Annotated in this window: 24 protein-coding genes; 11 read left to right on the forward strand and 13 right to left on the reverse strand. The window is 58.0% G+C overall.

The window, feature by feature from the left end; translation table 11 throughout:
* The first annotated feature begins 447 nt into the window (after window positions 1-447).
* Window positions 448-783 carry a hypothetical protein gene (locus ABTW55_RS02365; protein WP_319864494.1) on the forward strand — a complete coding sequence of 112 codons (336 nt, stop codon included), beginning with the start codon at window positions 448-450 and terminating at the stop codon, window positions 781-783.
* Here ABTW55_RS02365 and ABTW55_RS02370 read toward each other — a convergent pair.
* The 7 genes from ABTW55_RS02370 to ABTW55_RS02400 all read right to left on the reverse strand — a co-directional run bounded on the left by ABTW55_RS02370 (window position 725) and on the right by ABTW55_RS02400 (window position 7,474).
* Entirely contained in the window at window positions 725-2,722 is a 1,998-nt protein-coding gene (locus ABTW55_RS02370; RefSeq protein ID WP_060425386.1) for a choline BCCT transporter BetT, read from the reverse strand. The genes ABTW55_RS02365 and ABTW55_RS02370 overlap by 59 nt on opposite strands.
* A 155-nt stretch (window positions 2,723-2,877) precedes the next feature.
* On the reverse strand, window positions 2,878-3,225 hold the full coding sequence (locus ABTW55_RS02375) for a hypothetical protein (protein ID WP_223307138.1): 348 nt from the start codon (window positions 3,223-3,225) through the stop codon (window positions 2,878-2,880).
* A 95-nt stretch (window positions 3,226-3,320) separates the two neighbouring features.
* Window positions 3,321-4,553, reverse strand: a complete 1,233-nt coding sequence (locus ABTW55_RS02380) for a cysteine desulfurase-like protein (RefSeq protein ID WP_033635820.1) — start codon at window positions 4,551-4,553, stop codon at window positions 3,321-3,323.
* Window positions 4,550-5,164, reverse strand: a complete 615-nt coding sequence (locus tag ABTW55_RS02385; RefSeq protein ID WP_223182037.1) for a 2OG-Fe dioxygenase family protein — start codon at window positions 5,162-5,164, stop codon at window positions 4,550-4,552. The genes ABTW55_RS02380 and ABTW55_RS02385 overlap by 4 nt, the downstream gene beginning before the upstream one ends.
* A gap of 259 nt (window positions 5,165-5,423) precedes the next feature.
* Window positions 5,424-5,762, reverse strand: coding sequence for a hypothetical protein (locus ABTW55_RS02390; protein WP_033654075.1), 339 nt, complete (start codon window positions 5,760-5,762; stop codon window positions 5,424-5,426).
* 135 nt (window positions 5,763-5,897) lie between these two features.
* Window positions 5,898-6,467, reverse strand: coding sequence for an HdeD family acid-resistance protein (locus ABTW55_RS02395; RefSeq protein ID WP_033654076.1), 570 nt, complete (start codon window positions 6,465-6,467; stop codon window positions 5,898-5,900).
* Between the two features lie 119 nt (window positions 6,468-6,586).
* On the reverse strand, window positions 6,587-7,474 hold the full coding sequence (locus ABTW55_RS02400; protein ID WP_049232373.1) for a LysR substrate-binding domain-containing protein: 888 nt from the start codon (window positions 7,472-7,474) through the stop codon (window positions 6,587-6,589).
* A gap of 248 nt (window positions 7,475-7,722) precedes the next feature.
* Between ABTW55_RS02400 and ABTW55_RS02405 the strand changes: the two genes are divergently transcribed.
* Window positions 7,723-8,400, forward strand: coding sequence for a hydrolase (locus tag ABTW55_RS02405; RefSeq protein WP_033635814.1), 678 nt, complete (start codon window positions 7,723-7,725; stop codon window positions 8,398-8,400).
* 159 nt (window positions 8,401-8,559) lie between these two features.
* Window positions 8,560-9,312: an amidase activator ActS gene (actS, locus tag ABTW55_RS02410; RefSeq protein WP_033635813.1), complete on the forward strand. Its 753-nt coding sequence runs from the start codon at window positions 8,560-8,562 to the stop codon at window positions 9,310-9,312.
* Between the two features lie 34 nt (window positions 9,313-9,346).
* Here the strand turns inward: actS and ABTW55_RS02415 are convergent, their stop codons facing one another.
* Window positions 9,347-10,204, reverse strand: a complete 858-nt coding sequence (locus ABTW55_RS02415) for a GyrI-like domain-containing protein (RefSeq protein ID WP_060422135.1) — start codon at window positions 10,202-10,204, stop codon at window positions 9,347-9,349.
* 181 nt (window positions 10,205-10,385) lie between these two features.
* Here ABTW55_RS02415 and ABTW55_RS02420 point away from each other — a divergent pair, with 181 nt between their 5' ends.
* Window positions 10,386-12,155, forward strand: coding sequence for an ABC transporter ATP-binding protein/permease (locus tag ABTW55_RS02420; RefSeq protein WP_060422365.1), 1,770 nt, complete (start codon window positions 10,386-10,388; stop codon window positions 12,153-12,155).
* A gap of 9 nt (window positions 12,156-12,164) precedes the next feature.
* Here the strand turns inward: ABTW55_RS02420 and betI are convergent, their stop codons facing one another.
* Window positions 12,165-12,761, reverse strand: coding sequence for a transcriptional regulator BetI (gene betI / locus ABTW55_RS02425; protein ID WP_047570670.1), 597 nt, complete (start codon window positions 12,759-12,761; stop codon window positions 12,165-12,167).
* A 158-nt stretch (window positions 12,762-12,919) separates the two neighbouring features.
* Here betI and ABTW55_RS02430 point away from each other — a divergent pair, with 158 nt between their 5' ends.
* Window positions 12,920-14,464, forward strand: coding sequence for a BCCT family transporter (locus ABTW55_RS02430; protein ID WP_033654079.1), 1,545 nt, complete (start codon window positions 12,920-12,922; stop codon window positions 14,462-14,464).
* Between the two features lie 6 nt (window positions 14,465-14,470).
* On the opposite strand, the gene ABTW55_RS02435 is transcribed toward ABTW55_RS02430, so the two are convergent.
* A complete protein-coding gene (locus ABTW55_RS02435) occupies window positions 14,471-14,902 on the reverse strand; it encodes a VOC family protein (RefSeq protein WP_060422137.1) in 432 nt (143 codons plus the stop codon).
* 702 nt (window positions 14,903-15,604) lie between these two features.
* Here ABTW55_RS02435 and ABTW55_RS02440 point away from each other — a divergent pair.
* Window positions 15,605-16,822 (forward strand): MFS transporter, encoded by a 1,218-nt coding sequence (locus ABTW55_RS02440; RefSeq protein WP_077791400.1) that lies wholly within the window; start codon window positions 15,605-15,607, stop codon window positions 16,820-16,822.
* Between the two features lie 36 nt (window positions 16,823-16,858).
* Window positions 16,859-17,668 (forward strand): MoaF C-terminal domain-containing protein, encoded by an 810-nt coding sequence (locus ABTW55_RS02445; RefSeq protein ID WP_060422140.1) that lies wholly within the window; start codon window positions 16,859-16,861, stop codon window positions 17,666-17,668.
* Window position 17,669: 1 nt separating this feature from the next.
* On the opposite strand, the gene lldD is transcribed toward ABTW55_RS02445, so the two are convergent.
* The 3 genes from lldD to ABTW55_RS02460 form a co-directional block, all read right to left on the reverse strand.
* Entirely contained in the window at window positions 17,670-18,809 is a 1,140-nt protein-coding gene (lldD, locus tag ABTW55_RS02450; RefSeq protein WP_033654083.1) for an FMN-dependent L-lactate dehydrogenase LldD, read from the reverse strand.
* Window positions 18,810-18,851: 42 nt separating this feature from the next.
* Window positions 18,852-20,435: an L-lactate permease gene (locus ABTW55_RS02455; protein WP_060388384.1), complete on the reverse strand. Its 1,584-nt coding sequence runs from the start codon at window positions 20,433-20,435 to the stop codon at window positions 18,852-18,854.
* 323 nt (window positions 20,436-20,758) lie between these two features.
* Window positions 20,759-21,679: a LysR family transcriptional regulator gene (locus ABTW55_RS02460; protein WP_033654085.1), complete on the reverse strand. Its 921-nt coding sequence runs from the start codon at window positions 21,677-21,679 to the stop codon at window positions 20,759-20,761.
* 427 nt (window positions 21,680-22,106) lie between these two features.
* Between ABTW55_RS02460 and ABTW55_RS02465 the strand changes: the two genes are divergently transcribed.
* From ABTW55_RS02465 to ABTW55_RS02480, 4 genes are all read left to right on the forward strand, one after another.
* A complete protein-coding gene (locus ABTW55_RS02465; RefSeq protein ID WP_033635804.1) occupies window positions 22,107-22,310 on the forward strand; it encodes a DUF4762 family protein in 204 nt (67 codons plus the stop codon).
* 175 nt (window positions 22,311-22,485) lie between these two features.
* Window positions 22,486-23,151 (forward strand): DsbA family protein, encoded by a 666-nt coding sequence (locus ABTW55_RS02470; protein WP_033649473.1) that lies wholly within the window; start codon window positions 22,486-22,488, stop codon window positions 23,149-23,151.
* The gene (locus ABTW55_RS02475) at window positions 23,151-24,095 is read left to right on the forward strand and encodes a hypothetical protein (protein WP_060422143.1); all 945 of its coding nucleotides are present in this window, start codon (window positions 23,151-23,153) and stop codon (window positions 24,093-24,095) included. Before ABTW55_RS02470 ends, ABTW55_RS02475 begins: the two co-directional genes overlap by 1 nt.
* Window positions 24,096-24,114: 19 nt before the next feature.
* The gene (locus ABTW55_RS02480; RefSeq protein WP_060422145.1) at window positions 24,115-26,238 is read left to right on the forward strand and encodes a peptidase domain-containing ABC transporter; all 2,124 of its coding nucleotides are present in this window, start codon (window positions 24,115-24,117) and stop codon (window positions 26,236-26,238) included.
* The last annotated feature ends 25 nt before the right edge of the window (window positions 26,239-26,263 follow it).

Here is a 26,263-nt window from a genome sequence, read left to right on the forward strand (position 1 = left end):
TTGATATGAATCTTTTTGATTACATTTTGACAGTTAATACTTTTAAGGCTCGTTGAACAGCTTTTAAAAGCTACGGTGTTTCCCTAATGGTTTTAAAGGACTTTCCGGTAGAAGGCTTATATCTCCGCCTAACTGTTTTTTTAAACAGTTAGACGTAAGCCAACCATCACACACAATCTTTCCGTGTAGATTCTTCTAACCTTCACTGGACGATCACTCTGTTTTGATTCGGTTAGCAAGGCTTCTCAAAACAGTGCGCGCGACTAGGCTCCAGTGGCTCTTTCGAGCATCTCCACCCTAGGCCCTTATGTCGCGATACTTCTGGGCCCGCTATGAAAAATCATAGCTTTAAAACCGCGTAGAACGTATGGATACCGATAGCCCGCGGAGTTTACTGATTCGAAATGTATATCATGTGATACATTTCAAATCAACAAGTGTGAAAAAATGCTCTTTGGCCTCCTACAAAACTCTCCTACACTGCTTTTGATTTTTGTTAATAATTCCATAGGATTACGAGATGTTTGGAGCGGGGGTGTTTTCCCTTCACCCGCTCCAGCACTCCCTCTTGAAAACATCCTGATTCTTCGAAACGTTATCCCGAACCAATCCTTTGCTCATAAAGCGCTGTTTCTGTTTGTCCGCCATTCCAACCGCATCATCAGCACTGTGGTGAAGAAAGCGGGGCAAAAAAATGCCGCCCCGGGGGACGGCATGTCGGCATTCAGCGAACCAGATGCAAGAAATGCAGGTGTTTCTCGTACTGGTCAAGAATATCGTTGATCAACTGCTCCTGATTCCAGCCCATGACATCGTAGTTCTGGCCGCCTTCTTTCAGGTAGATCTCCGCGCGATAATACTTGTGCTGCTCGGCTTGCTGTTCATCGTTATCCAGCCCGGCCAGAGCGAACGTCGGCGAACTGTAGCCGCGCAGTCTGACTTCATAGATAAAGTTAAGCTCATCGCCCAAATCGACCTCGAAACGAATGCGGTCTTCCGCAGTGGTGTTGATGCTGCTGAGCGTGTTTTGTTTACTCAGCTCTTCCTGCACCAGCGTCATGGCAGGCTGGATGACCTCATCCATAAAGCGCTTAACCAGCGAGCGTTTTGGCAGATAGGCGATATTGCGCAGCCTGCGCTGCCAGGGAATGGGGTTGCGGGCGGCGGTGGGGGCGATGGTGGCCATATTTTGGCTGTCGCGCTTGGTCAGATCGCGACGCAGTGCCTTAAGCAAGCCGTAGATGGAGACCAGCAAGATGGCCGAGAAAGGCAATGCGCTGGCGATGGTGACGGTTTGCAGCGCGCTGAGCCCCCCGGCGATCAGCAAGGCGATGGCGACGATGCCCATCAGCGACGCCCAGAAAATGCGTTGCCAAACCGGCGTGTTGCTGGAGCCGCCCGAAGCCAGCGTATCCACGACCATGGCGCCGGAATCGGCGGAGGTGACGAAAAAGACGATAACCATCGCCATGGCGATAAACGAAAGCACGCTGGAGAACGGGAAATGCTCCAGGAAGTTAAACAACGCCAGCGCCACGTCCTGTTGTACCGTAGCGGCGAGGTCTGTCGCGCCCTTTTCCATGATGAGGTAAATGGCGCTGTTGCCGAACACCGTCATCCACATGAGGGTGAAGCCGGCCGGGACGAACAGCACGCCCGTGACAAATTCGCGGATGGTTCGGCCGCGGGAAACTCGTGCGATGAACATACCGACGAAAGGCGACCAGGAGAGCCACCACCCCCAATAGAGCAGCGTCCATCCGCCTAACCAGTTGCTGGATTTCGGCTCATAGGCATACAGGTTGAACGTCTTGCTGACCAGCTCGGACAGATAGCCGCCGGTATTTTCCACAAAGGATTTCAACAGCAGAACGGTTGGCCCCAACAGCAAGACCAAGGCCAGGAGCAACAGCGCCAGGCCAAGGTTCAGCTCCGACAGAAAGCGTATGCCTTTCTCCAGCCCTGAAACCACTGAAATGGTGGCCAGCCCGGTAATCACCACGATCAATATCACCTGAACGGTTTCGTTGATCGGCACGCCAAACAGGTGGTTAAGCCCGGCGTTGACCTGCAACACGCCATAACCCAGCGAGGTCGCGACCCCGAATACGGTGCCGATGACCGCGAAGATATCGACGGCGTGGCCGATAGGGCCATAAATGCGGTCGCCGATGATCGGATAAAGCGCAGAGCGCAGGGTCAACGGCAGGCCATGCCGATAGCTGAAGAAGGCCAGAATCAACGCCACGATGGCGTAGATCGCCCAAGCGTGCAGCCCCCAGTGGAAAAAGGTCAGGCGCATGGCCTGTTTGGCCGCCTCGACGCTCTCGGGCGTGCCGACCGGCGGCGAAAGATAGTGCATAACCGGTTCTGCCACGCCGAAGAACATCAGGCCGATGCCCATCCCCGCTGAAAACAGCATGGCAAACCATGAGTGGTAGCGAAAATCGGGTTGCGCATGATCGGGGCCGAGTTTGATGTCGCCGTAGCGGGAAAGCCCCAGAAACGTCACGCTGAGCAAAATCAGCGCCACGGCCAAAATATAAAACCAACTGGCGTTGGTGAAGATTTGTTGCTGCAGAAGTTTGAAGTTCTTGTCAGCGACGTCGGGGAAAAAGGCGGCGAACGCGACCAGAAGAAAAATGAGGACTGCAGAGGTGAAGAATACCGCTTTGTTGATATGGCTTTGCGGCTTTTTTAGGGGGGTGTCTTTCTCACTCATAAATTGATTTATTCCATTTGTTTGATTATCGCCCTGAATGGAGGAGAGGTGTAACCTGTTATATCGTAGCAAAATAGTCAGGCTGTCGGTGTCGGTCAATAGGGCGGAATTACCGCTGCCTGAGTGCGGTAATTCCGAGTTATTCCGTGTTGCCGTTAGTTAAATAAAAATGCCAATAACCCCGTCACCTTATTTTTATTTTCCCATCCTTCCAATTTCATGCAGGCATTAACGTGTTCTGTTCTGCGCATTGCATTGCTGTCCGAGGGAAAGACGCCGCCACCGGCGTTGGGGATCTCCGTGCCGTTGATAGTTATGGAGGAGAAGGCCGGTGAGCTGGCGCGTAAAGACAGATTCACGGGATAGCGCTGTTCGGCTGCCTGCTGGCAGCTTGTTCTGGCCGCTTCAAGGGGCGTTGGGGTTGCCGTTTGCGCTTCCCATTTCTCCGGCGTGGCGCAGGAAGACATCATCAACGCGGCGGCGATAACTGCATATTTTCGCAAAGTAAAAATCCATTTCTAAAATAAAATCCCCTTGATTCTACCCCCAGCGTGCCGCGATGGCCCGCTCAATAAGGTGAGCGGGCCGATGTGGCGAGTTAACTGAGGATATCTTCGGCGATCACTTTAAACAGCGTGTCTATTTCACTCTGGGTGTTGTAGTGCATCATGCCGATGCGCAGCACGCCGCCGTCCTGTAACCCCAACTGCTGGATCAGGCCCAGCGCATAGAAATGCCCGCTGCCGGCGCAGATGTTGTGCTGCCCGAGATGACGGGCGATTGCGTCAGGCGTCTGGCCGCTGAAGGTCAGGGCGAAGGTTGGCGTGCGGCGCGCGCTGTCCGCCTGTGAATGGCCGTAGAGCCGCACGCCGTCGAGTTGCTGCAGCCGTTGCAAAAAGTGGCGGCACAGCGCCTCTTCATGCTGGTGGTAGGCGGCGAAACTCTCCTGCAAGCGCTGCCTTAACGGCGCGCCGGGCGTGCCCCACTGCGCCAGATAGTCGATCGCCGCCGCGACGCCGGCCAGCGCCTCGAAGCTTTGCGTGCCGGTCTCGAAACGGCCGGGGCCGACGTCGGTGGCCGGCTCGACTTTATATGGCCGCAGGCGTTGCAACCACTGCGGCGCAAGGTAGGCCATGCCGACGTGCGGGCCAAAGAACTTGTAGGCGGAGCACACCAGGAAATCACAGCCCAGCGCCTGCACGTCAATCAGGTTATGCGGCGCATAGTGCACGGCGTCGACATACACCTGCGCGCCGACCCGATGCGCGGCTTCGACGATGGTTTTGATATCGACGATGCTGCCGGTGACGTTGGAGGCGTAGCTGACCGCCACCAGGCGAGTGTTGGCGTTGATGCGTTCACACACCTTTGCGGCGTCGAGAGAACAGTCTGCGCTCTCCAGCGGTATCTGATGCACCACGGCTCCTTTGTCGGCGGCGGCCTGCTGCCAGCTGGAGACGTTGGCGTAGTGATCGAGCGCGGTGACGATGACCTCATCGCCGGCCTGCCAGTCGCGGCTGATTATGCGGCTGAGATGGAAAGTCAGCGTGGTCATGTTCATGCCGAAGACAATGTTGTCGGGCGACGGCGCATTTAACAAGGCGCGCACCGATTCTCGCGCCTGGCCCATCACCTCGCCGGTGACCCGGCTGGAGAAGTAGTGGCCGCCCAGGTTGGCGTTGTATTTCCCCAGGTAGTCCGTCATTTTTTCCAGCACGCCCCGTGAAACCTGCGCTCCGCCGGGGCCGTCGAAAAAGATCGCCGGTTTGCCGTCGATTTGCTGAGACAGGGCGCTGAACTGGCGTCGGGCGAGCTCGGGCGTAAAGGTCATGCTTTCTCTCCCCGCGCGGTGAGGACGAAGAGATCCAAATGGCCTTCCTCAGTTGGGTTCACGGCGTTGATCGGCGTGGCGTTGTGCCACAGTTTGCTGTCCGCCAGCAGCACGGCCTCACCGTCCGCCAGCGCTTTTTTAAAGAAGGGATCGTGGTGGCTGTCGTCGTACAGCATAATTTCACCGCCGACGATGTTGTGCCGGTGAATGGCGATCATCGCGATATGGTCGAAACCGTCCTGGTGAATGCCTTCCGGCGCCACCTGGGTGTCTTTCTCGATGGCGACCACGCGCATCTGATGGATCTCAATCTCGGCGCCTTCCGGCAGCTCGTTGCTTTCTGCAAACAGGTTGCACATCTCCGCCATGCCGGCGCTCTGCAGTACGGCGCTGTCGATAGGCTCGAAGCGGCGCACCACGTTGCCCTGGAAGTGGTTGATCTGATCGGACTGCATGAAGGTGCGTGGCCCCACTTCGGCGACGTTGGGGTTGAGGTATTTCACGACTGAATAACGGCGCAGGCGATATTTGCCGTCGGCGTGTTGCGTGTGGGGCAAGGAGGAAAACGAAGGCATCAGTTGTTGGGTGGCTTGCGGGCTTAGTACAGTCATACTTATTACGTTTTCGTGTTTCTGTAACATAATCACCTCTAATAATAATAATTTCTGATGTTGTAGGGGGTAATTCGATTGAATTGTAGACGACTCTATAACCAACGCAATTTGGCGGTGGCGAGGTGTGACGGCGGTCGTAAAGTGGGGTGAACGCGGAGAGATAAAGTAGCGAAAAGTCGGCGGGCTCTACGATGAAACGGCGCGGCAGCTTGCCCGCACCGACAGGTATGAAGCGATGAGCGCGCGGCCCTTATGTTTAGAACGTCTCGAAATACAGCTCGCGCAGCAGCCAGGATATTTCGTTATTGGTGCGGTTCAGGACGTCTATTCTGTGAACCCCTATCGCTTCTGCGCGCAGGTCGAGCAGCAAGTTGCGAATCTGCCGGAATAACGGGGTTTGCGGGTTGGGTCTGGCCAACTGTTGACCACACAGTTTGATACCGGCGTCGCAGCCGGTGGCGATGTCCGTCAGGCAGCATGGACAGGTGGTTTTTTGGCGCGCCATATTGCGGCATTGTTGCCCGATTACCTGATTGAAGTGGCGTAATTGCAGGCAGACTTCCCGCGAGTTCAACGGGTTGGAATGGGTTGTCATCGGTTTCAGCTCCCTTGTCTGCGCCTATATTGGCACTTACCGATGAAGATAACCACGGACAAGCAGAGGGGGTATCGCCTTGTTTTATCTGCAAACAACCAAAGCGATGAGGCCCGCGGCGGCGGGCCGGTAACGTCAGGCGCGTTTAAACAGATTCGCCGCCTGGAACAGCGCAAAGGAGCTGACCAGCATCTCGATGCCGACGATCGCCGTCACCAGCGTGACCGACGCCGCCGGGCCTGAGCCGATCAGCATCCAGGCGATGATCAAATCGAGCACGCCGATAACGAACTGCAGCCAGTTGCCCGGCAGCCCGCGGCGCATGTAGCCCGCCGCCAGGCGCGCGATACCGCCGAGCGCGAACAGCACGGCGAGGTACACCGCCAGCGCCAGAATGCCCGCCAGCGGGCTGGCGATGAACACATAGCCGATAATCAGGTAGGCCACGCCCAGCAGAATGCCGCCGATCATCGGCCAGGTATTCTGCGCCCGGTTGGCGATCATGGCGATAATCAGCCCGGCGCCGCTCAACAGCAGCAGGATGCCGACCACGATGCTCAGCGCCGCGCCGGAGGCGAAAGGATTGACCAGGCACAGTATGCCGCCCGCCAGCAGCAGGAAGGCGATGATCAGCAGGGTGGTACGTTGCTTTTTGAGCAGTTCTTCGCTCAGGAGGGGCAGATTATTGCGGTCGAGGTTCAACATGATAGTTCTCCATTTTGCGTATTACGATCCTGAAATCTACGACTGTCGATTACTAGCATAGTCGCCATTGGGGATATAAGAGAATGTGCCGCGGCAGTAATGGGTTGAAAAATCGCCTGCTATCCATTGAATTCATCAACAATGAAATCAATTAATACTCTGACAGCGGGAGGCAGGCCTTGTCGGGTGGGGTAAATGGCGACAATTTTATGCGCCTCCACAGACCAATCGTCGAAAACGGTTTTCAGGCTTCCTGCCATCAATTCTTGCTCCGCCAGCGCCAGCGGCAAAAAACCAACGCCGACGCCGCCCACCAAGGCATCTTTTATCAGGCGAATATCGTCGCACACCAGGCATGGATCGCTGTTGATTTTGATCTCGCGCTTGGCTTGACGAAATGTCCAGGTAGCCTGGACGTGTGAAGACAGCCAGCCAAGCGTGGGCACTTTCGATAAATCCGCAGGTTTGCTTAAAGCATATTTGTCGAATGCTGATGCGCTCACCATAAATGCAGAAGGTATGGTGCAAATGGTCCGCATAACCAGATTGCTGTTTTTGGGCACGTCGGTGACAATTTTTAATGAGATATCATATCCTTCGGCAATGATATCAACATCTCTGTTGAATATCTTTACATGCAGACTGACCTCGGGGTACTGCAACATGAACTTGGTTAAAATAGCTGGCAAGCCAAGATCAATAAGCATGTTTGAACATGTTATCCTTATTTTCCCCGTGGGTTTTTCGATTTTATTAATAATGAAATTATCCGCCTCTTCAGCGGCGGTGAGCATTTTTATACAGTAGCGATAATATTCCTTTCCGATATCGGTAATCATTATTTTTCGAGTTGAACGTTGAATTAACCTGACGTTAAGCCTCTTTTCAAGATTGGATATCTTTCTGGACAGCATGGATTTTGATATGCCGAATTTCTTGCTGGCGGCAAGAAAACCACCACATTCAACCACTTTGGCAAACATAAACATTTCATTGAAATCTATCATACAAATCTGACCTTCCCATTGGTGAAATACTCATTCCCAATTTTCTTACTGTTTATCCTGTCGATTCATTGCTAGTTTGAAAAGTGAAGATTTCATTGCATGGTAAATATTTGAAATGCTTCAAACCATCAGAATTTGATGATATGGCGCCGGGCGCGTTGAAATATCTCTGGTCGTTACGACGAGTTAGCCGCCGACCGGCGCTTAAATAATCGCCACAAGGTTTCAGGATGAATAAGTGAGGATATATGAGCTCTCCAGCCAACTTTAATAATCAACGCCCGGTGATTAACCCTGCCGATGCGGCAATGCTGCTTATCGACCATCAAAGCGGTTTGTTTCAAACGATTGGTGATATGCCCATGCCTGATCTGCGCCGCTATGCGACAGCGCTCGCCAAAATCGCCACTCTGGCGAAAATGCCTGTCATTACTACCGCTTCCGTGCCGCAGGGGCCAAATGGGCCATTGATTCCGGAAATCCACGAAAGTGCGCCCCATGCGCAGTATGTCGCTCGCACCGGACAGATAAACGCCTGGGATAACCCGGATTTCGTTGCGGCGGTGAAAGCCACGGGCAAAAAACAGTTGATCATCGCAGGTACGATCACCAGCGTTTGTATGGCTTTCCCGGCGATCAGCGCAATTGACGCCGGTTATCAGGTGTTTGCCGTGGTTGATGCCTCCGGCACCTATTCCAAGATGGCTCAGGAAATCACCTTGGCTCGCGTGGTGCAAGCCGGGGCGGTGCCGATGGATACCGCCGCCGTCGCGTCGGAAATTCAGCAAACCTGGAATCGCGCGGATGCGGCTGAATGGGCAGACGTTTACACCTTAATCTTCCCGAACTATCGCTTGCTGATTGAAAGCTACAACAAAGCGCAGGATGTGATTAAGAAAAACGAGATCCTGGACTCGCAGCGTTGAAACGTCCTTTGCCTGCTCGTTTTTCGCTTGGCGCCTGAGGGCGCCATTTTCGTGTTGTTTATCGCCCCCCTTTATCCCCCTTTTTTGACTGACCCGGCGCAAATGTTACACTGTGCGGCTGACGCGTATCAGAACCGAAACGACGACTGGGGACAGGATTTGAGCACAGGAAGCAAACTGGCAGGGTGGCGCCGCGTGGCGGTGTGTTTGGCATTGGGGCTGTTGTTGGCCGGGTGTTCGGGCAAAAACACCTATAACCGCGACTATGACAAACTGCCGAAGGGCAGTTATTCCGGCAAAACCTATACCGTCAAACGGGGCGATACGCTGTATTACATCGCCTGGATCACCGACAGTGAAGTCAGCGAGCTGGCCAGAATCAACAAAATTCGTCCGCCTTATAGCCTCGAGGTGGGGCAGAAACTGCGGCTGAGCGGCAGCGCGCCGGCCAAAACCGCCGCTACGCGCCGTAAAAAGTCGTCTTCCGCCGCAATCGTCAAACAAACGCCGCCGCCGGGCGCTTCCCGCTGCTGGCGCTGGCCGACCAGCGGTCGGATCGTGCAGGCGTACTCCAATTCCGACGGCGGCAACAAGGGCATCGATATCGCCGGCAAGCGCGGCCAGCCGATCTACGCTTCCGCCAAGGGCAAAGTGGTGTACGTCGGCAACCAGCTGCGCGGCTACGGCAATCTGATCATGATTAAGCACGGTGAGGACTTCATTACCGCCTATGCGCACAACGACACCACGCTGGTGCGCAACGGCCAGGATGTGAAGGCGGGGCAGAAGATCGGCACCATGGGCAGCACCGGCACTGATTCGGTATTCCTGCACTTCCAGATCCGCTACCGCGCGACCGCGCTCGATCCGCAGCGTTATCTGCCGCCGCAGGGTTCGTCGCCGTCTTGTTGACGTCAGTCAGGCTCCGTGAGGAGCCTGACTTTTGTTACGTCAGCGGCAGGTAAAGATCGGTCACCAGTTCATATTCCGCCACCTCGTGCACAAAGTTGTGGTAGTGGAAATAGAGCGGAAAATCGCGCGGTTCCTCGCCGCTGTTCGGCAACCACTCGCTGTAGAGATGGCGAGCGCTTTCAGACAGCCCATCCAGCGAGCCGTGATGGCGCAGCACCGCGCAGCGTCCGGCCGGCAGCGTGCTGTTCACCACGCCGAAGGCGTTGTCTTCGGGGATTGGCGCAGTGACCTCGCCGCAAATGAAGAAGCGGAAGTCCTGCGCTTCGGTGGTGGCCGGATCGTGCGGTGCGATGCCGTAAGTGCGGCTGCTTCTGACCGGCGACAGGCCGCTGGTTTTGCGCCACTCGATAAAGCGTGCGGCGGTTTCGTTGACCAGCGCGGACGGGCCGCGATGTTCGATCATCGCCACCGGCGTGGCCGGGAAGTTGACAATGTCTACCTTCATGGGTTGTTTCCTTGTGTGTTTCGGCTCGGGAAAGCGCTGCTGCCAATCGATCCAGGCCGGCCGTTTGCGAAACTGGCTTGGCGTTTGGCTGAACGCCTGTTTGAAGGCGCGGCTGAAGGACTCCGGGTTTTGAAAACCGGCGTCCAGCGCGATGTCAATCACTGGCTCCAGCGGGTTATACGCCAGGCGGTACGAGGCGCGTTTGAGCCTCATCCACTGGATATAACGCCACACCGAGATGCCGCAATACGCGCTAAACTGGCGTTGAAAGTGAAAGCGCGAAAAGTGGGCCACTTCGCTCAGTTTTTCGACGGTGAGCGCCTCGTCCAGGTGGCGGTCGATATAGTCAAAGACCTGCGCAAAGCGCTTTGCATACGTCTGGGTCATGTGATTGTCTCCTCCATGCCTGAACTTTGCCCGAGCCGCCGCCGCTTCTCCTGACGGATGATGCTGAGTTGCCGCCGCAGGAAAACGGGATGGCTGCGGCGTTCGCCGCCAGCCAGGCCAAACTCATAACCCCCGCGCGGCCGTGCGCCGCGATCCCGACCGAGAAGATGAATATTACATGATGGATCGTTCCCGTTTGCTGAAATTCCTGCTGCCCTACCTGTGGCCGAAAGACAACCCGCGGCTGCGCGCGTATCTGGTGGTGGCCTTCGTGTTCATGGTGGCGGCCAAGGTCAGCACCACGCTGGTGCCGCTGGCCTACAAAGCGATGGTCGATGCGCTGAGCGGTGAGACGGCGAAAATGCTGGCGGTGCCGCTGGGGCTGATCGTCGCCTACGGCGTGGCGCGGGTGGGCGGCGCGCTGTTTGAGGAACTGCGCAACGTGATGTTCATTCACGTCAGCCAGAACGCCACGCGCCTGCTGGGCGTGCGGGTGTTTCGCCAGCTGCATGCGCTGAGCCTGCGCTTCCATCTGGAGCGCCAGACCGGCGGGCTGTCGTTGTCCATCGAGCGCGGCACCCAGGCGGTGTCCACGGTGCTGTCGCGGCTGCTGTTCTCCATCGTGCCTATCCTGTTCGAGCTCTCGCTGGTCACGGCGATCATGTGGCACATGCTGAACGGCTGGTTCGCGCTGGCGATCCTGACGACGGTTGGCTGCTACATCCTGTTTACCGTGCTGGCGGTCAGCTGGCGCACCCGCTTTCGCCGCGAGCTCAACAAGGCCAACGCCGACGCCAACAGCAAATCCATCGACAGCCTGCTGAACTATGAGACCGTGAAGTACTTCGGCAATGAAGAGTTCGAGGCCGAGCGTTTCGACCTGTCGCGCCGGCTGTACGAATACGCCGCCATCAAGAACCAATTCAGTTTTACGGCGATCAACCTGGGGCAAACCGCCATTATTTCGATCGGGCTGATCGTGATGATGGCCATGGCGGCGCAGGGCATTACCCAGGGAACGATGACGGTCGGCGACTTCGTGCTGGTCAACGCCTATCTGCTGCAGCTGTATCAGCCGCTGAACTTCTTCGGCTTTATTTATTCCGAGGTGCGCCAGGCGCTGATCGACATGGAGAACATGTTCGATCTGCTGCAAGAAAAGCGTGAGATCGTCGATAGCCCGGATGCGCAGCCGCTGCGTCTCGATCGCGGCGAAGTGCGGTTCGACGCGGTCAGCTTCGGTTACGACACGCGGCGGCCGATCCTCAAGCAGGTGAGTTTTACCATTCCGGCGGGCCACACGGTGGCGGTGGTCGGCGCCTCCGGCGCGGGCAAGTCCACGCTGTCGCGCCTGCTGTTCCGTTTCTACGACGTGCAGGGCGGCGCTATTACCCTCGACGGCCAGGACATTCGCCAACTGACCCAGGCCAGCCTGCGGCAGGCGATCGGCATCGTGCCGCAGGATACGGTGCTGTTCAACGATACGCTGCGCTACAACATCGGCTACGGCAAAACCGGCTCCAGCGATGAAGAAATCGAGCGGGCGGCGCGGCTGGCGCATATCCATGATTTTATCGTCGGTTTGCCCGACGGTTACGACACCCGGGTGGGCGAGCGCGGGCTGAAGCTGTCGGGCGGTGAAAAGCAGCGGGTGGCGATCGCGCGCACCATTCTGAAAAATCCGGCCATCCTGGTGTTCGACGAGGCGACCAGCGCGCTGGATACCCAGACCGAGCGCGAAATCCAGGGGCACCTGCGCGAGGTAAGCCGCAACCACACCACGCTGGTGATCGCCCACCGGCTCTCCACCGTGGTGGACGCCGATGAAATCATCGTGCTGGAGGCGGGGGAGATCGTCGAGCGCGGGGGGCACGAGGCGCTGCTGGGGGCTAACGGCCGCTACGCCGCGATGTGGCAAACCCAGTACAGCGAAGAGCAGGAGCCACACTGACGGAGGCGATCACGCCGCCGATGGCGCGGCCTTGAGCCGTTGTATCACGTAGTCGCAGGCGATGCGGCAGTCCTGCTTCAGGTCCGTCTCGTCGCCGGCCAGGCTGCCTCGCAGCCAGAGCCCATCGATCATCGCCGCCAGCCCGCGCGCCGCGTCGCGCGCCTGCGGCAGCGGCAGCACGCGGCGGAACTGGCTGCAAATATTGGAATAGAGCCGCCGATCGTTGGCGCGCTGCAGGCGGCGCAGCACCGGCTGATGCATGCTGGCAGCCCAGAAGTCGAGCCAGGCGCGCATGGACACGGCATTGGTTTGGCTGGGGTGGAAGTTGCCCTGGATAATGGCGAACAGCTGTGACTGGCTGTCGCTTGCCGCCTGCGCGCGGCACTCGGCCACCGCATCGCGCAGGTCGCGCAGGATTTTGCGCATGGTGGCGCTCAGCAGCCCCTCTTTATCGCCAAAATAGTGGCTGACGATGCCGGTCGACAGCCCGGCTTCTTTCGCCACCTGAGACAGGGTGACGCCGGCCAGCCCGACGACGTTAATGGTCTCGAAGGCGGCGTTAATCAACTGCTCCTTACGCTGTTCCGGAATGTCTCTTCGGTACATATTTTCCTCAACTGATAGGCCAATCACACTTTGGATTTGATTGATTGAACGGTCAATCAATACTCTATATGCTGCGAAAATGTCAAATAAATGGCGATAATATGTTAACTAAAAGTTGCATTGAAATCGTCTGTCTTTCGCATCATGGAAGCCTGCCAATGACAACAAAAACTCCCCCATCGCTTGACGAAGAACCTGTCAGATTGAATGTTCCGGTATTTTTCGGCTCGGCGGCGGTGATCCTGCTGCTGGGAACGCTGGTCGTTCTGTTCCCCTCCGCCAGCAAACTGTGGCTGAACGCCGCGCAAAGCTGGGTCGCCGACGTATTCGGCTGGTACTACATGTTATTGATGGTCGCCTGCATGGCATTCGTGTTCTGGCTGGCGCTGTCGCGCTTCGGCCATATTCGCCTCAGCCAGGATGACGAGCCGCCGCAGTTCAGCTATCCCTCGTGGGTGGCGATGCTGTTCTCGTCGGGCATCGGCATTGCGCTGGTGTACTACGGCGCCTATGAGCCGCTGGATCACTTCCTGTCGCCACCGGAAGGCAGCGGCGGCACCGTGCAGGCGGCACGACAGGCGATGGCGCTGACCTTTTTGCACTGGGGGCTGCACGGCTGGGCGCTGTATGCGCTGATCGCCACCGCGCTGGCCTATTTCGCCTATTGCCGCGGCCTGCCGCTGGCGCTACGCTCTGCGCTATACCCGATCTTCGGCGAGCGCACCCACGGTTGTGTCGGTCATCTGGTGGACAGCTTCGGCATTCTGGTGACGGTGATTTCGATGGTGACCAACCTGGGGATCGGCGCGCTGCTGGTGAACTCCGGGCTGTTTTATCTGTTCGACATCCCGCAAAGCACCGGCGTGCTGCTGGCGCTGATCGTGGTGATGATGGTGGTGGCCACGCTGGCGGCGGTCACCGGCGTCGAGAAGGGCATCGCCATGCTGTCGAACATCAACGTCGGCTTCCTGTGCCTGCTGCTGCTGTTCGTGTTTTTGGCCGGGCCGACGCTGAACCTGCTGAACGGCATGTTGCAGAACCTCGGCGATTATCTTACCTCGCTGGTCAGCCGCAGCTTCGATATGTATCTGTACGGCAAGGCGCGCCAGTGGCAGGGTGCCTGGACGCTGTTCTACTGGGCCTGGTGGGTGGCGTGGGCGCCGTTCGTCGGGCTGTTCATCGCGCGCATCTCCAAAGGGCGCACCATTCGCGAACTGATTTTCGGCGTGCTGCTGATCCCGCTGGGCTTCACGCTGGCGTGGCTGTCGATCTTCGGCAATACCGCCATCAGTCTGGTGCTGGAAGGCGGGCAGGCGATCCTGGGGCAGGTGGCGCAAAGCGATCCGCCGATGGCGGTGTTCAAGCTGTTCGAATACTTGCCCTATACCCAACTGACCGCCGGCTTTGTGGTGGTGATCAGCTTCGTGCTGTTCCTGACGCCGGTCGATTCCGGCACGCTGATGATAGCCAACCTCTCCTGCCAGGGCGGCTCCGCCCATGATGACGCGCCGGCCTGGCTGCGCGTGTTCTGGGCAGCGGTCACCACGTTGGTATGCGCCGGCTTGCTGTACGCCGGCAGTTTCAGCGCGATGCAGACCGCGGTGGTGCTGTGCGGCCTGCCGTTCTCGGCGGTGATCGTGCTGTACATGATCAGCCTGCGCAAGGATCTGCGCCGTTACGCCATGAAGCCGGCGCTGCCCTGAGGCGGTTTATTCGCCCGCGCGTGGCCGGTGATGCACGTACTCGACAATCGTGCCGTCCGGCAGGCGCGCATTGAAACAGGCGCCGGTGGGCACCTCCACCGGGCCGAAGAAAATCTCGGCGCCGGCGGCCTGTAGCCGCTGGTGGTAGGGATAAATGTCATCGACCAGCAGCGTGCCGACGGTACTGCGGAAAGGGCGCAACTGCTCTTCCGCCCCTTCCAGGATCAGAAACGGCCCCACCGCCGCCAATACCAGCCGATGCTCGGGAAAATCGAAGCGCATGTCCGCCGTTACGCCGTGCAGCTGTTCGTAAAAGGCGATGGCGCGGTCGATTTCGCCTTCGCCAACGTAGACCCGAATCAGCACGCGCGGCTCACGCAGCGATGAAGAGTCGGCGGTTTTGCGCCAGAAACCGGCTTTTGTCAGTGCTGTCGTCATATTCATCTCCTTGCTGGTTGCCTGCCGCTTATCATGCCGCTGTTTTCCCATCCGGGGTTGGATCGAGTTGGCATAAGCTAGCCGCGCCGGTAATAACCCGCTACCAGGGCGTTAAGGGGCGGTCTGTTTGTGATTCCTGTCACGGCCTGCGCTTTTATTATCATTCAGCATTGATAATGTCATTGCGTGATTATTGATTAACACAATGGAGTTAATAGTTCTCGTTATAGCCGCTATAAAGCAAACGGATTCAAATAATAAAGAGGGCGGGGTAATGCGGCTGATGAAAAGGGAAATACCGTCCATTTATAAGCAGGAGTTAAGTTTTATTTGTTAACCTGTTTATAAATCAGCGTGTTTTGGCTTTTTCGATAAAAGTAAAAAGTGCCGTTTAATTTTATTTAAATCAGTAAAAACATAATGTTGATTTATTTTCATGTCATTCGCGTTCTGTGAGAAATACCTGAATCGCCTCTCCGTCGCCGTTCTCAACGGCTGTTTGACATGCCCGTAGCTTGAGATAAGTTTATATCATTAACATGTTAATGAGTTGTTATCGTGACCGATGGCCAATATCTCTCTTGGCCGAGCGCTCAACCGACTTATGCCATGGCCGCTCGCCATTTATAAGTTAACTTATGGACCAATGACGCTATGAATAATTCGCCAGGACAGCGCTCGCGATTGAGCGAAGAGAACCGATTGCTGATCATTTTGTTTTTTGTTTTCGGCTGCGTGTTCGTCGATCGTCTGACCATCTCTTTTCTGTTTCCGATGATTGCCGCCGATTTGAAGTTGAGTAACGTGCATCTTGGCACGCTGTCGGCGGTGCTGGCATTGACTTGGGCGCTATCTGGCGCGGGGCTGGGGGCGATTGCCGATCGCTTTAATATCCGCAAACCGATGCTGATCCTGTCGATCCTGGTGTTTTCGCTGTTCTCCGCGCTGTCGGGGCTGGTCAGCGGCTTTGCCATGTTATTGATCTTCCGCGCGCTGATGGGGATCGCCGAAGGGCCGGTGCTGCCGATCGCGCAATCGCTGATGGTGGAAAAATCGCAGCCGCAGCGCCGCGGCTTCAATATGGGGCTGATCCAGGGGGCGGCGCCGGGATTGTTGGGCGGTATTATCGCGCCGCCGCTGATCATCTATCTGGCGCAGAAGTGGGGTTGGAGCATGGCGTTTCACCTGACCGCCGTGCCGGGCATCATTCTGGCGTGGCTGATCTATCGTTATGTGAACGGCAAGAAGGATCCCGCTTTCAGCGCCGCGCCGGCGGCCGACAAGGCGGCGAACAAAGGCGCTTACGGCGAGCTGTTTAAAATCAAGAACGTAGCGCTGTGCATTCTGATCTCCTGCGTGTTCGTCACCTGGTTCATGATCATCATTACCTTCACCCCCAACTTTTTGGTGACCGACCGTGGCTTCAGCGAGGGCACGATGGGCGGCATCATGAGCGCCATCGGCGCCGCCTGGGTATTTTGGGGCGTGGCGGTGCCGGCGATTTCCGATCGCCTTGGCCGCAAGCCGACGCTGATCTTCTTTTCGCTGCTGGCGGTGTGCTGCCCGCTGTTCCTCAGCTACGTCGATAACCCGTGGCTGCTGGGCGTGCTGGTGTTCCTGTCTTATACCGGCCTTGGCTGCTTCACGCTGTTTATGGCCACCATCCCGTCTGAAACGGTGTCGCCGGCCCGCATCGCGACCGCGTTGGGGCTGGTGATGGGGATTGGCGAGGTGATTGGCGGCTGTCTGGCGCCGTTTATCGCCGGGCTGATCGCCGATCGCTATGGGCTGGTCAGCGTGATGTGGCTGGCGGCTACCGGCGCCGTGTGCGCCGGCGTACTGAGTTGTTTTCTCGATGAAACTGCACCTGCGGTGGTGAGCCGCAGAGCGGTGAAACCGGCGGGCGTCGCCGACGTTTGAGGCGGTTTTCATCCCATTCAATCAAGGAGAGCGAAGATGTCAGCAGAACAATCCGTACTGAATCAGAATGCCGAACCGGACTGGAAGAATTACGACGATTTTGCGCGCGGTATCGACACTAACCGGCTGCCGGGCACTCAGGATTGGCGCGGCAAAACGCTGCAGATCGCTTTTGAAAGCAGCGGGGAAATCACGCTGCGCTTCAGCGCCGATCGGCAGCGGGTGCTGTGGGCCTGGGGCGGGGAGAGCGGCGAGGACGCTTACGAAGAGGTGCAAACCTCCGCTGCGCGCTATTTCTTCAATATTCCGCTGCAGTCGCCGGGCAACGAGTGCCTGACGCTGGTACTCAATCGTGACAGCGGCCGGGCGCTGCTGGTGCGCAGCACGCTGTTGCCGGAACAGGCGGTGGAAAAGGGGTCCCGCCTCAAGCAAAGCTTCTACGTCGGCCGGATTGTCGGCGCCACGCCGGGTGGCGTCGCGCCGCATCTGACCCGCGAGCTTATCGGCTATCGCACGCTGAACGTCTACAGCCCCAACCACTATTACGAACATTTCTATGTCAACACCGAGCGCTACGCCTGGCAAAACCTGCGCGGCGAACAATTCGGTCACGGCGACATGGACTACGCCACCTACTACAAGTTTGAGGACGAGATGTTCCTGTTCACCTTCCGGGAAAAGATCATCCCGGTGTGCTCGGTGTTCTTCTTCGACTTTATTTCCGGGCGCTGCACCGGCACCTTCCTTGGGCTGGACGCCGCCGGCCGGGTGTTGGTGTCACCGGCCGGGGCCTTCATCAGCAAGATGAGCTATAACGCCTACCCGGAAGGCGTGCAGCCGCTTTGATTCAGGCGTTTCTGACCAGCGATCCGGCGTTGATTTCCGCAATGGTTTTCGCGCCGGTGAGCGTCATGGCGACGCGCATTTCCTTGTCGATCAGATCCAGCAAGTTAGCCACCCCGGCTTCACCGGCCGCCGCCAGCGCATAGACGAAGGCGCGCCCCAGCAGCACGCTGTCGGCGCCCAGCGCGATCATGCGCACCACGTCCAGGCCGCTGCGGATGCCGGAGTCGGCCAGCAGGGTAATGTCGCCTTTCACCGCGTCGGCGATCGCCGGCATGGCGCGCGCGGTCGACAGCACGCCGTCCAGCTGGCGGCCGCCGTGGTTGGAGACGATGATGCCGTCGGCGCCGAAGCGCACCGCGTCTTTGGCGTCTTCCGGATCGAGAATGCCTTTGATGATCATCGGGCCGTCCCAGAATTCACGGATCCACTCCAGATCTTTCCAGGAAATCGACGGATCGAAGTTGGCGCCCAGCCAGCCGATGTAGTCTTCCAGGCTGGTCGGTTTGCCGCGGTAGGCCGAGACGTTGCCCAGATCGTGCGGCTTGCCGAGCAGGCCGACATCCCAGGCCCACTGCGGATGCGCAAACGCCTGCAGCACGCGGCGCAGGGCGGCATTAGGGCCGCTCATCCCCGAGTGGGCATCGCGATAACGGGCGCCGGGCACCGGCATGTCGACGGTGAACACCAGCGTTTTCACGCCGGCGGCCTTGGCGCGCTCCAGCGCATTGCGCATAAAGCCGCGATCTTTCAGCACGTAGAGCTGGAACCACATCGGCCGATCGATCGCCGGCGCCACCTCTTCGATCGGGCAGACCGACACGGTGGACAGCGTGAACGGAATGCCTTTTTTAGCCGCGGCGCGCGCGGCCTGTACTTCGCCGCGGCGGGCGTACATGCCGGTCAGCCCCACCGGCCCCAGCGCCACCGGCATCGCCAGCTGCTCGCCGAACAGCGTGGTATGCAGGCTGAGTTCGGACATATTGCGCAGCACGCGCTGGCGCAGGGCAATATCGGCCAGATCCGCGGTATTGCGCTTCAGCGTATGCTCCGCGTAGGCCCCGCCGTCGATGTAGTGAAACAGAAACGGCGGCAGTTTGGCCTGGGCGGCGGCCCGGTAGTCGGTTGACGCGGAGATGATCATAGTGTTTACCTTCTTGTCTTGCTTGCGATAACGAGTGGTCAGTCAGAGCGTGAGGATCGCCGCCATACCGGCCGCAATCCCGCCGTACGCCAGCATCGGCAGTACGGTCTTTCTGATGATTTTGCCTTCGGCGTTGCCGATCCCGAGGATCGAACAGACGGCGATAATGTTGTTCAGGCACACCATGTTGCCCATGGCGCCGCCGACGGACTGCAAGGCCAGCGTCAGGTTGACGTCAAGGCCGCTGCTCTGGGCGATCGATTGCTGAATGCCGCCGAACGTCAGGTTCGAAACGGTATTGGAACCGGAGAAGAACGATCCCAGCGCGCCGAGGAACGAAGAGAACAGCAGCCAGCTCTCGCCGGTCAGCGCCGCCAGCGCTTTACCGATCAGGATCACCGGCGCGTTGTCGCCGCCCTGCATCATTAGATTGACCATCACCAGCGCGCCGAACAGGGCGATAAAGGGCCGCGTGATACGCCCGCCGGTTTCGCTGAACATTTGCCGCACCTGGCCGCCATTCAGACGGAACAGCGGAATGCACAGCAGTACCACCAGCAGGAACGGGATCAGCGCCGGGACATACAGCGTTTTGTAGCCGGCGGCGGCTGAGGTGCCCAGCACCTGCTGCAGTTCGACGATCAGCGCCCGGCTGATGCGCAGCTCCCCGAGCCAGCCGAGGTTTTCCTGCCACAGCAGCGCGGTGTTGTTGAGCAAGGCTTTAAGGCCCAGCTGGTGGACGCGCGTCACTATCAGGATAGCAATCAGCAGCAGGGTTGGGGTCATGGCCTTGACCACCTGCATGAACGGCACCGCCTGCCCGGCGCTCTGCGGTTTGCCGCTGCGGGCGAGGCCGATGCCGCCGCGCGCCAGCAGCACCGACAGCGCCAGGCCGATGGCGCCGCCGACCAGCGCCGGGAATTCATAGTTCACCTGAGCCAGCAGCAGATAGGGCAGGGTGCAGCTCAGCACGCTGAGCAGGATAAACGGCAGGTTGCGGCGGATATCCTGCCAGGAAACGATAAAGCGCAGCGCCAGCAGAGGAATGACGAAGCCGGCGACAAAATGGATCAGCGCGGTCTGCCGGCCGATCTCCAGCAGGCTGGCGTCCGACAGGCCGAGGTTGGCAAAGCCGAACCAGGTGGGGGTGCCCACGGCGCCGAAGGAGACCGGCACCGAGTTCATCACCAGTGTCAGCAGGGCGACGCGCAGCGGGTTGAAGCCCAGCCCGACCAGAATCGGCGCAGCGATGGCGGCCGGGGTGCCGAAGCCGCTGGCGCCCTCAATCATAAAGGCGAACGCCCAGCCGATAATCATCAGCTGGGCCACGGGATTGGGGCTGATGGTTTCCAGCCAGCGGCGCACTACGTTCTCCGCGCCGCTTACCTGCATCAGTTTGTTGAGCAGGATGGCGCCGGCGATGATGGTGATCGGCGTCAGCGTCGATACCAGCGCGGTGATGATATTGGCATGCAGCAGCCGCAGCGAGGCATCGAACCACAGGAGCTGTACGGCGTAGACCACGGCGGCCGTCAGCGGCAGGGCGAGATAAGAGGGCACGCCATTCCTTTTGGTCATCATCCAAATCAGCAGGACGATGGGCGCAATACTGAAAAACAGGGGCATAAGATCCTCAGGGTTATTATTTTTATGGGCAGAGATATGTAGCTGAAAGGTTAATTAGCGCAACATTTTCATTCTAATCACAACGTCGACGACGATGCCATGCGGTATTTTTTTAACATCGACGAACGGCGCCGGCGGTGGAAAATTGGCCGGTAGAAGGGGGTGAATTAACTGCTTAAAAATCAGATTGATAGAAAGTATTATTGTGTGATGAATGCGTGGGCTCACATTAATTAAGCGGTAATGTTCAATAGATTATGTCCAAAAATGCCGTAATCTCCGCGGCCTTTTGCGGCCGCGGGGAAATAATCAGCGAGGAAAATTCAAAAATAGTGGCTGATATTTTGGTAGGAACCGATGATATGCTCGATCAGCAGACGGGTTTTTAACGGCAGATTGCGGGTGTAAGGATAGACGGCGTAAATGCCCAATACCTTGCCGCAGTGGCCGGCCAGGATCTCCGTCAGTTTGCCGTCCTGCAAATCTTCATACACCATGCAGCGTGGCACCATGGCGATGCCGTGGCCGCCGATCACCGCTTTGCGGATCGCCCGCGCATTGTTGGCCGACAGGTTGCCGTTAACCTGCAGCTCGTAGATGTCGTTGCGCCCCGGCCGCTTCATCAGCCAGTTGGCGGTGCCGCTCTCCTGATAGGTGTAGGTCAGACAGTTGTGGCCGAGCAGGTCTTCGGCGCAGCGCGGTTCCGGGTGGCTTTCCAAATACCCCGGCGAGCAGACGATCACCCAGCGGGAATCGAAGATCGGCCGGGCAATCAGGCTTGAATCCGGCATGGTGCCGGTGCGGATCGCCAGATCGATGCCTTCTTCCACCAGATCGGCAAAGCGGTTTTCCAGCCGCATCTCGACTTTCAGGCTGGGATGCAGAGCGCAAAATTCCGCCACGCTCTCGCTCAGCAGCAGCTCGCCCGAAATGGTCGGCACCGACATGCGAATGGTGCCGGTCAACTCTTCGCTCTTTTCGCTGACGGCGTACAGCGCCTCCTGCACTTTGGCGCCGATCTCTTTGGCCTGCTGGTAGAGCGCCTGGCCGCTTTCGGTCAGCGTCAGGCTGCGCGTGGTGCGGTACAGCAGACGGGCGCCCAGCGATTTTTCCAGCCGCCCGATGCGTTTACTGACCACCGAGCTGGTGATGCCGGCGCTCTCCGCGGCCTTGCTGAACGAGCCGCAGTCGACGATCAGGGCGAACAGAATCAGGTCGTTGGCGTATTCGTGGGTGGCGAGCATGGGCATCCTGTAGAGTGAGAGTCCTTTTGTCCCAGTGTAAATCCGGCGCGCCAGGAAGCAATCTTTTCAGCGTGTCGCACGTCGTCACCAGCTGGTCGGATCTGAATTTTTCTTATTTGTTTTTTCATTTTACTGAGAATTATCCTTTTTTATTTTTCTTGGTGTAACCGGTTTTAGTCTACTTTTCTTGTTTTTAGTCTTATTTAAATTGGAATAGTCCTGTAATCGAGTGTTACTTATTCGATTAACTTTAACTTGTAGTGTAAATAATTGTATTGATCTGCTCGTTTGGGATGGCTATGCTTTTTCCCGAAGCGCTCTCATTGTTATTGGTTAAATAGTTTTGAAACGTATTGAAGGATTGCTCTGTCTGCCGACAGGGTAATGGGTAGTGTGTTTATGTTTTAATATAAATAAGGATATTGTAATGAAAAAAATCAATCTGTCAGAAGCGGAAAACATCGTCGGCGGTACTTTTGTTTGTACCAAGGAATTTGCCTGGGTGGGCAGCGGCAACAACCGCACCTGCCAGCTGGTGAAAACCTGTGCGAACAAATTCGGTGGCGTACAGAAGTCTTATTACCCGGCGCCGGTAGCAAGCTGCCCGTCTAACCCAACCACGCCAAGCTGATGCGGGTTGACCCCCTGCATTTAGATTAGCGGTGGGCAGGCGGGCAGCGTTCGCGCTGTCCCGCCTGATACCGGCGAAAAAGTCGTCTTACGTTCTCATTATTTACGGCATTAACTCTTTTTCATGTATTCACTCTGCCGGGTGAATATTAATATATGCGCAGGATGCGTCCGTTATGTATAAACGTCCCTTGCTTTTTATCGGCTACACGCTCGTTATTATTTTTGCCTCTTCTTTTTTGACCGCATTTTATTTTCAACATTACGTCATGCAACCGGCGGAGGCGGAAAGCCTGAGTTTTATCTCCCCGGAAAAAATCGAACAAAGCCCGTTGCAAGACGATAATACCATTGTCGAAGTCTTCTCTTACGCCTGCCACTATTGTGAAGTCAACGAAAGCGGCGTGGCAGAGCTGGAAAAACGTTTGCCGGCGGGCGCCAAATTGGTGCGCTTGCACCTCAGCGACGACAGTCAAGCCGGCATGGCGGCCTTTGCGCCCCTGTTCGCCACGCTGACGATCATGGGGATCGAAGCACAGCATCGCCCCGCCGCTTATCGCGCCATTATCAAAGAAAACCTCAACCTGGCGGACGACAAGCAGCTCAGCGCCTGGCTGACGGCCAACGGTATCGATGAGGCTGCCTATCGGCAGGCCAGAGAGTCAGAGCGGGTCAAGGCGTTGTTGGCGCATATGACGGCGGTGAGCCGCTATTACCAGATCAACGCGACCCCCAGTTTTATCGTCAATCGCAAATGGCTGGCGCTGCAAGATCGCGAGTTTTCCGCTTTCAGCCGGCAGCTGCTGTCGCTGTTGCAGCACGATAAACCGCTGGCCCCCTGATGCGCCTGCTCGCGGTTCGGGGGTATTTGGCCTGGCGCAACGGCCTGGACGCGATGGCCCGCTTATCGGCTGCCGGTGCCGGGATGGGCAACCGCCTGACGTGTGCCCTGCTGCGGCGCGTGGACTATCGCCTGTGGCTGGCGGTGCGCCGGCGGTTGAGGGGAAGCAGGCCGCAGCGCCGCTTTCGCCACCGGCATGCGGTAGCGCTGGCGAACCGCCAAAGCCTGTTGGGTGAAGGCAAGCTGGACTTCGCCTGGCTGATGCAGCGGCGGCAGTGGCTGGACATGGCGGCGGTCTCTGCCCGCAATGCGGCGTTGATGAGCCATTTGGCGCACTGTTCCGCGAAGCTTGATCAGGTCGTGGAACCGCTGCATCGCGCGGGCGTGCCGGTGCTGCTGGCGCCGATGCATACGGTCTCCGACGTGTTGGCGACGCTGGTCGGCGCGGGCGTTTATCCCGGGCGGGCCACGGTGATCGTTTCCGGCGATGTGCAGGCGTTTGCGCGGCGATCGCCGGAAGACGAATGGCGGCAGCGGCTCGACTATTGCTCGATTCACGACGATCCGCGGCACATCGCCGGCACCTTGTCGCAGGCAATGCTGGAAGCGGCGGAACATCGGCGCAACATCATCCTTTTCCCCGATATCACGCCGGATTACACCCTGCACAGCAATCAGGATGTGGCGGCTAAATTGGCCTGCCATCTGTTCGGCCGGCCGGCGCATTTGCACAGCGGCATCGTTCGGCTGTCCCGGGCGTTGCGGGCTCAGGTGGTGTTCTATTCGCTTTATTTCGATCGCGGCATCCGCATTCACATTGAAGAACCTGTCGCCGCAGATCGGGTCGGCCGCGTCATGCCGGCGATCGTCGAGCGAACCCTCCGGCGGCATGCGGATGATTGGCTGCTATGGCATTCGCACTCTTTATTTTTTATTAACGAATAAGTCAGGGATATCACAACGTATGGAAAACACCCTTCCTACGCCGGTCTTGCAGAGCGAAATCAATGAGTGCGGGCTGGCCTGCATCGCCATGCTGGCGGAAACTCAGGGCATTCGCGCACCGTTGACGGAGCTGCGGGAGCGTTATCCCGCTTCGCAGCACGGCACTTCGCTGGCGACGCTGTGCGCCATTTTGGGAGAGCTGGCGCTACCGGCTTATCCGGTGGCGTTCGAGCACCGGGATCTGGCGGCGCTGCCGTTACCGGCCATTTTGCATTACGGCGCGGGCCACTATGTGTTATTGGCGTATCGCCAGGGGGGATACGTGTGCGTAATGAACCCGGCGTTGGGGCAGCAGCTGCTGCCGTACGCCGCCCTGAAAGCGGAAATCAGCGGTTATGCGTTGGTGCTGGATCGCGATGATTTGCCGGCCACCGTCCCGGCCCGGCGCAGCGGCCGCCGCAGCGCTTTCGCCAGCTTAAGCCTGAAGGATACCGCCGGCATCGCCGGCATCTATCGCCTGGCGGCGATGACGTTTTTTATCTCACTGACGCTGTTCATCATGCCGATGATGGTCGCCAGCGCGATCAATCAGGTGTTCGCCATGGCCGGCGAGGTCGCGTTCCCCTACGCCTATTATCTGCTGGCGTTTGTGGCGTCCACGGCGTTGGCGCTGATTGCGCGCACCCTCACCGAACGCTTCATCAAAAATTTCGTGTTGTTGCACGGCGCCGCCGGTTTTTCTCGCCTGCTGGAAAACTCACTCAATTTCTTCAGCAAGCGCGCCCCCGGCGAGATCTTCAGCCGTTTCACCAGCTGGCAGATGGCCGCCGGCCAGAAAATCGAACTGGACAACGGCCTGCGCACCGATTGGATCATCGGCGCCATCGCGTTGGCGGTGATGTGCTACCTGAGCCCGATGCTGGCGCTGGTGCCGGTTGTCGGCGTGCTGCTGATGGGGGCGGTCAGCGTATGGGCCATCTACCGCGATCGGCATTACACCCAGCAGCTGCAGGTGCGAGGCGCGGTGCAAAATGACTTCATCCTGGAAACCATCCAGGGGTTTTCGACCATCAAATCAGCCGGCCTGGCTGGCCAGCGGCAGGAAGGGTTCGCCGAACATGCCCGCTCGCTGTTCAATTGCCTGCAGCAGCAAAAGATCTATGAACAGATAAAAGGCAGCATTTACCAGCTGATCGGCAGTCTGGAGATGGTGTTGTTCATGCTGCTGGCGTTGCCGCTGCTCAAGGAGGGCGAACTCAGTCTGGGGGCATTCTTCGCCTACAGCTTTTTGCGCGAAATCTTTACTTCGTACAGCAGCAAGATCTTTTTTGCCGTTTTGCAGAAAAACCAGCTGCACGTCATCGATGAACGCGCGCGGGATCTGTTTCCTGCGGTATCCGCTCGGGCCCAGTCTGCGGACGAAAGCGTGAGCCATTTTGACGCGCGGTTGGCGTATCGGAGTGTGGCCTTCGCTTACGACGCCGGTCAACCGGTGTTGCGCGATTTGTCGCTGACGCTGGAGCGTGGCGAGTGCATCGCCATTTGCGGCGGTTCCGGCGCGGGTAAGAGCACGTTGCTGAAGGTGCTCGCCTGCCTGCTGACGCCGCAGCAGGGGGAGCTGACGCTGGATGGGCGCGTACTGGCAAGTGCCGCCGCGCAGCGGCTGTTCTTCCTGCAAAGCCAGGAGGACATTCTGTTCAACGCCTCGGTGTTGCAGAACATCACGCTGTTCGCGCCGTCTGCGCCGGGCCAGCAACGGCAGGTGGAACAGGCGTTGCGCAGTTTGGGGCTGACGGACGCGGTGGCGCAGCTGCCGGGGGGCGTGAATGCCCTGGTGCGGGAGAGCCATGCCGGGCTGTCGCTGGGGCAGCGGCAGCGTCTGTTGCTGGCGCGCGCCATGTACAGCCGTTGCCCGGTGTTGGTGCTGGACGAACCGACGGCGAATCTGGATGAAAAGACCGCGGCGGCGGTGATGTCGGCCCTGGTGGCGCATTGCCGTGAAAACCGTAAAACCCTGGTGACGGTCACCCATAATCCGCGGTTGTTGCCGTTATTCGATCGGGTCTTGCGCATGTCGCAGGGGCGGCTGGTGCCTGAATCCACCGACGACGCCAGGATGAATGATTGTGCAGAGGTGGAGTGAGGTGCCCGGAAAGAGACGCTGGCGG

This window comes from Serratia sp. SM04, assembly GCF_040280225.1.
Classification (GTDB): domain Bacteria; phylum Pseudomonadota; class Gammaproteobacteria; order Enterobacterales; family Enterobacteriaceae; genus Serratia; species Serratia sarumanii.

Coding starts and splice junctions, on each gene's coding strand:
- ABTW55_RS02365 (WP_319864494.1), top strand. CDS start 448: ATGCTCTTTGGCCTCCTACAAAACTCTCCTACACTGCTTTTGATTTTT.
- ABTW55_RS02370 (WP_060425386.1), bottom strand. CDS start 2,722: ATGAGTGAGAAAGACACCCCCCTAAAAAAGCCGCAAAGCCATATCAAC.
- ABTW55_RS02380 (WP_033635820.1), bottom strand. CDS start 4,553: ATGACCTTTACGCCCGAGCTCGCCCGACGCCAGTTCAGCGCCCTGTCT.
- ABTW55_RS02385 (WP_223182037.1), bottom strand. CDS start 5,164: ATGACTGTACTAAGCCCGCAAGCCACCCAACAACTGATGCCTTCGTTT.
- ABTW55_RS02390 (WP_033654075.1), bottom strand. CDS start 5,762: ATGACAACCCATTCCAACCCGTTGAACTCGCGGGAAGTCTGCCTGCAA.
- ABTW55_RS02395 (WP_033654076.1), bottom strand. CDS start 6,467: ATGTTGAACCTCGACCGCAATAATCTGCCCCTCCTGAGCGAAGAACTG.
- ABTW55_RS02400 (WP_049232373.1), bottom strand. CDS start 7,474: ATGATAGATTTCAATGAAATGTTTATGTTTGCCAAAGTGGTTGAATGT.
- ABTW55_RS02405 (WP_033635814.1), top strand. CDS start 7,723: ATGAGCTCTCCAGCCAACTTTAATAATCAACGCCCGGTGATTAACCCT.
- ABTW55_RS02415 (WP_060422135.1), bottom strand. CDS start 10,204: ATGACCCAGACGTATGCAAAGCGCTTTGCGCAGGTCTTTGACTATATC.
- ABTW55_RS02420 (WP_060422365.1), top strand. CDS start 10,386: ATGGATCGTTCCCGTTTGCTGAAATTCCTGCTGCCCTACCTGTGGCCG.
- betI (WP_047570670.1), bottom strand. CDS start 12,761: ATGTACCGAAGAGACATTCCGGAACAGCGTAAGGAGCAGTTGATTAAC.
- ABTW55_RS02430 (WP_033654079.1), top strand. CDS start 12,920: ATGACAACAAAAACTCCCCCATCGCTTGACGAAGAACCTGTCAGATTG.
- ABTW55_RS02435 (WP_060422137.1), bottom strand. CDS start 14,902: ATGACGACAGCACTGACAAAAGCCGGTTTCTGGCGCAAAACCGCCGAC.
- ABTW55_RS02445 (WP_060422140.1), top strand. CDS start 16,859: ATGTCAGCAGAACAATCCGTACTGAATCAGAATGCCGAACCGGACTGG.
- lldD (WP_033654083.1), bottom strand. CDS start 18,809: ATGATCATCTCCGCGTCAACCGACTACCGGGCCGCCGCCCAGGCCAAA.
- ABTW55_RS02455 (WP_060388384.1), bottom strand. CDS start 20,435: ATGCCCCTGTTTTTCAGTATTGCGCCCATCGTCCTGCTGATTTGGATG.
- ABTW55_RS02460 (WP_033654085.1), bottom strand. CDS start 21,679: ATGCTCGCCACCCACGAATACGCCAACGACCTGATTCTGTTCGCCCTG.
- ABTW55_RS02465 (WP_033635804.1), top strand. CDS start 22,107: ATGAAAAAAATCAATCTGTCAGAAGCGGAAAACATCGTCGGCGGTACT.
- ABTW55_RS02470 (WP_033649473.1), top strand. CDS start 22,486: ATGTATAAACGTCCCTTGCTTTTTATCGGCTACACGCTCGTTATTATT.
- ABTW55_RS02475 (WP_060422143.1), top strand. CDS start 23,151: ATGCGCCTGCTCGCGGTTCGGGGGTATTTGGCCTGGCGCAACGGCCTG.
- ABTW55_RS02480 (WP_060422145.1), top strand. CDS start 24,115: ATGGAAAACACCCTTCCTACGCCGGTCTTGCAGAGCGAAATCAATGAG.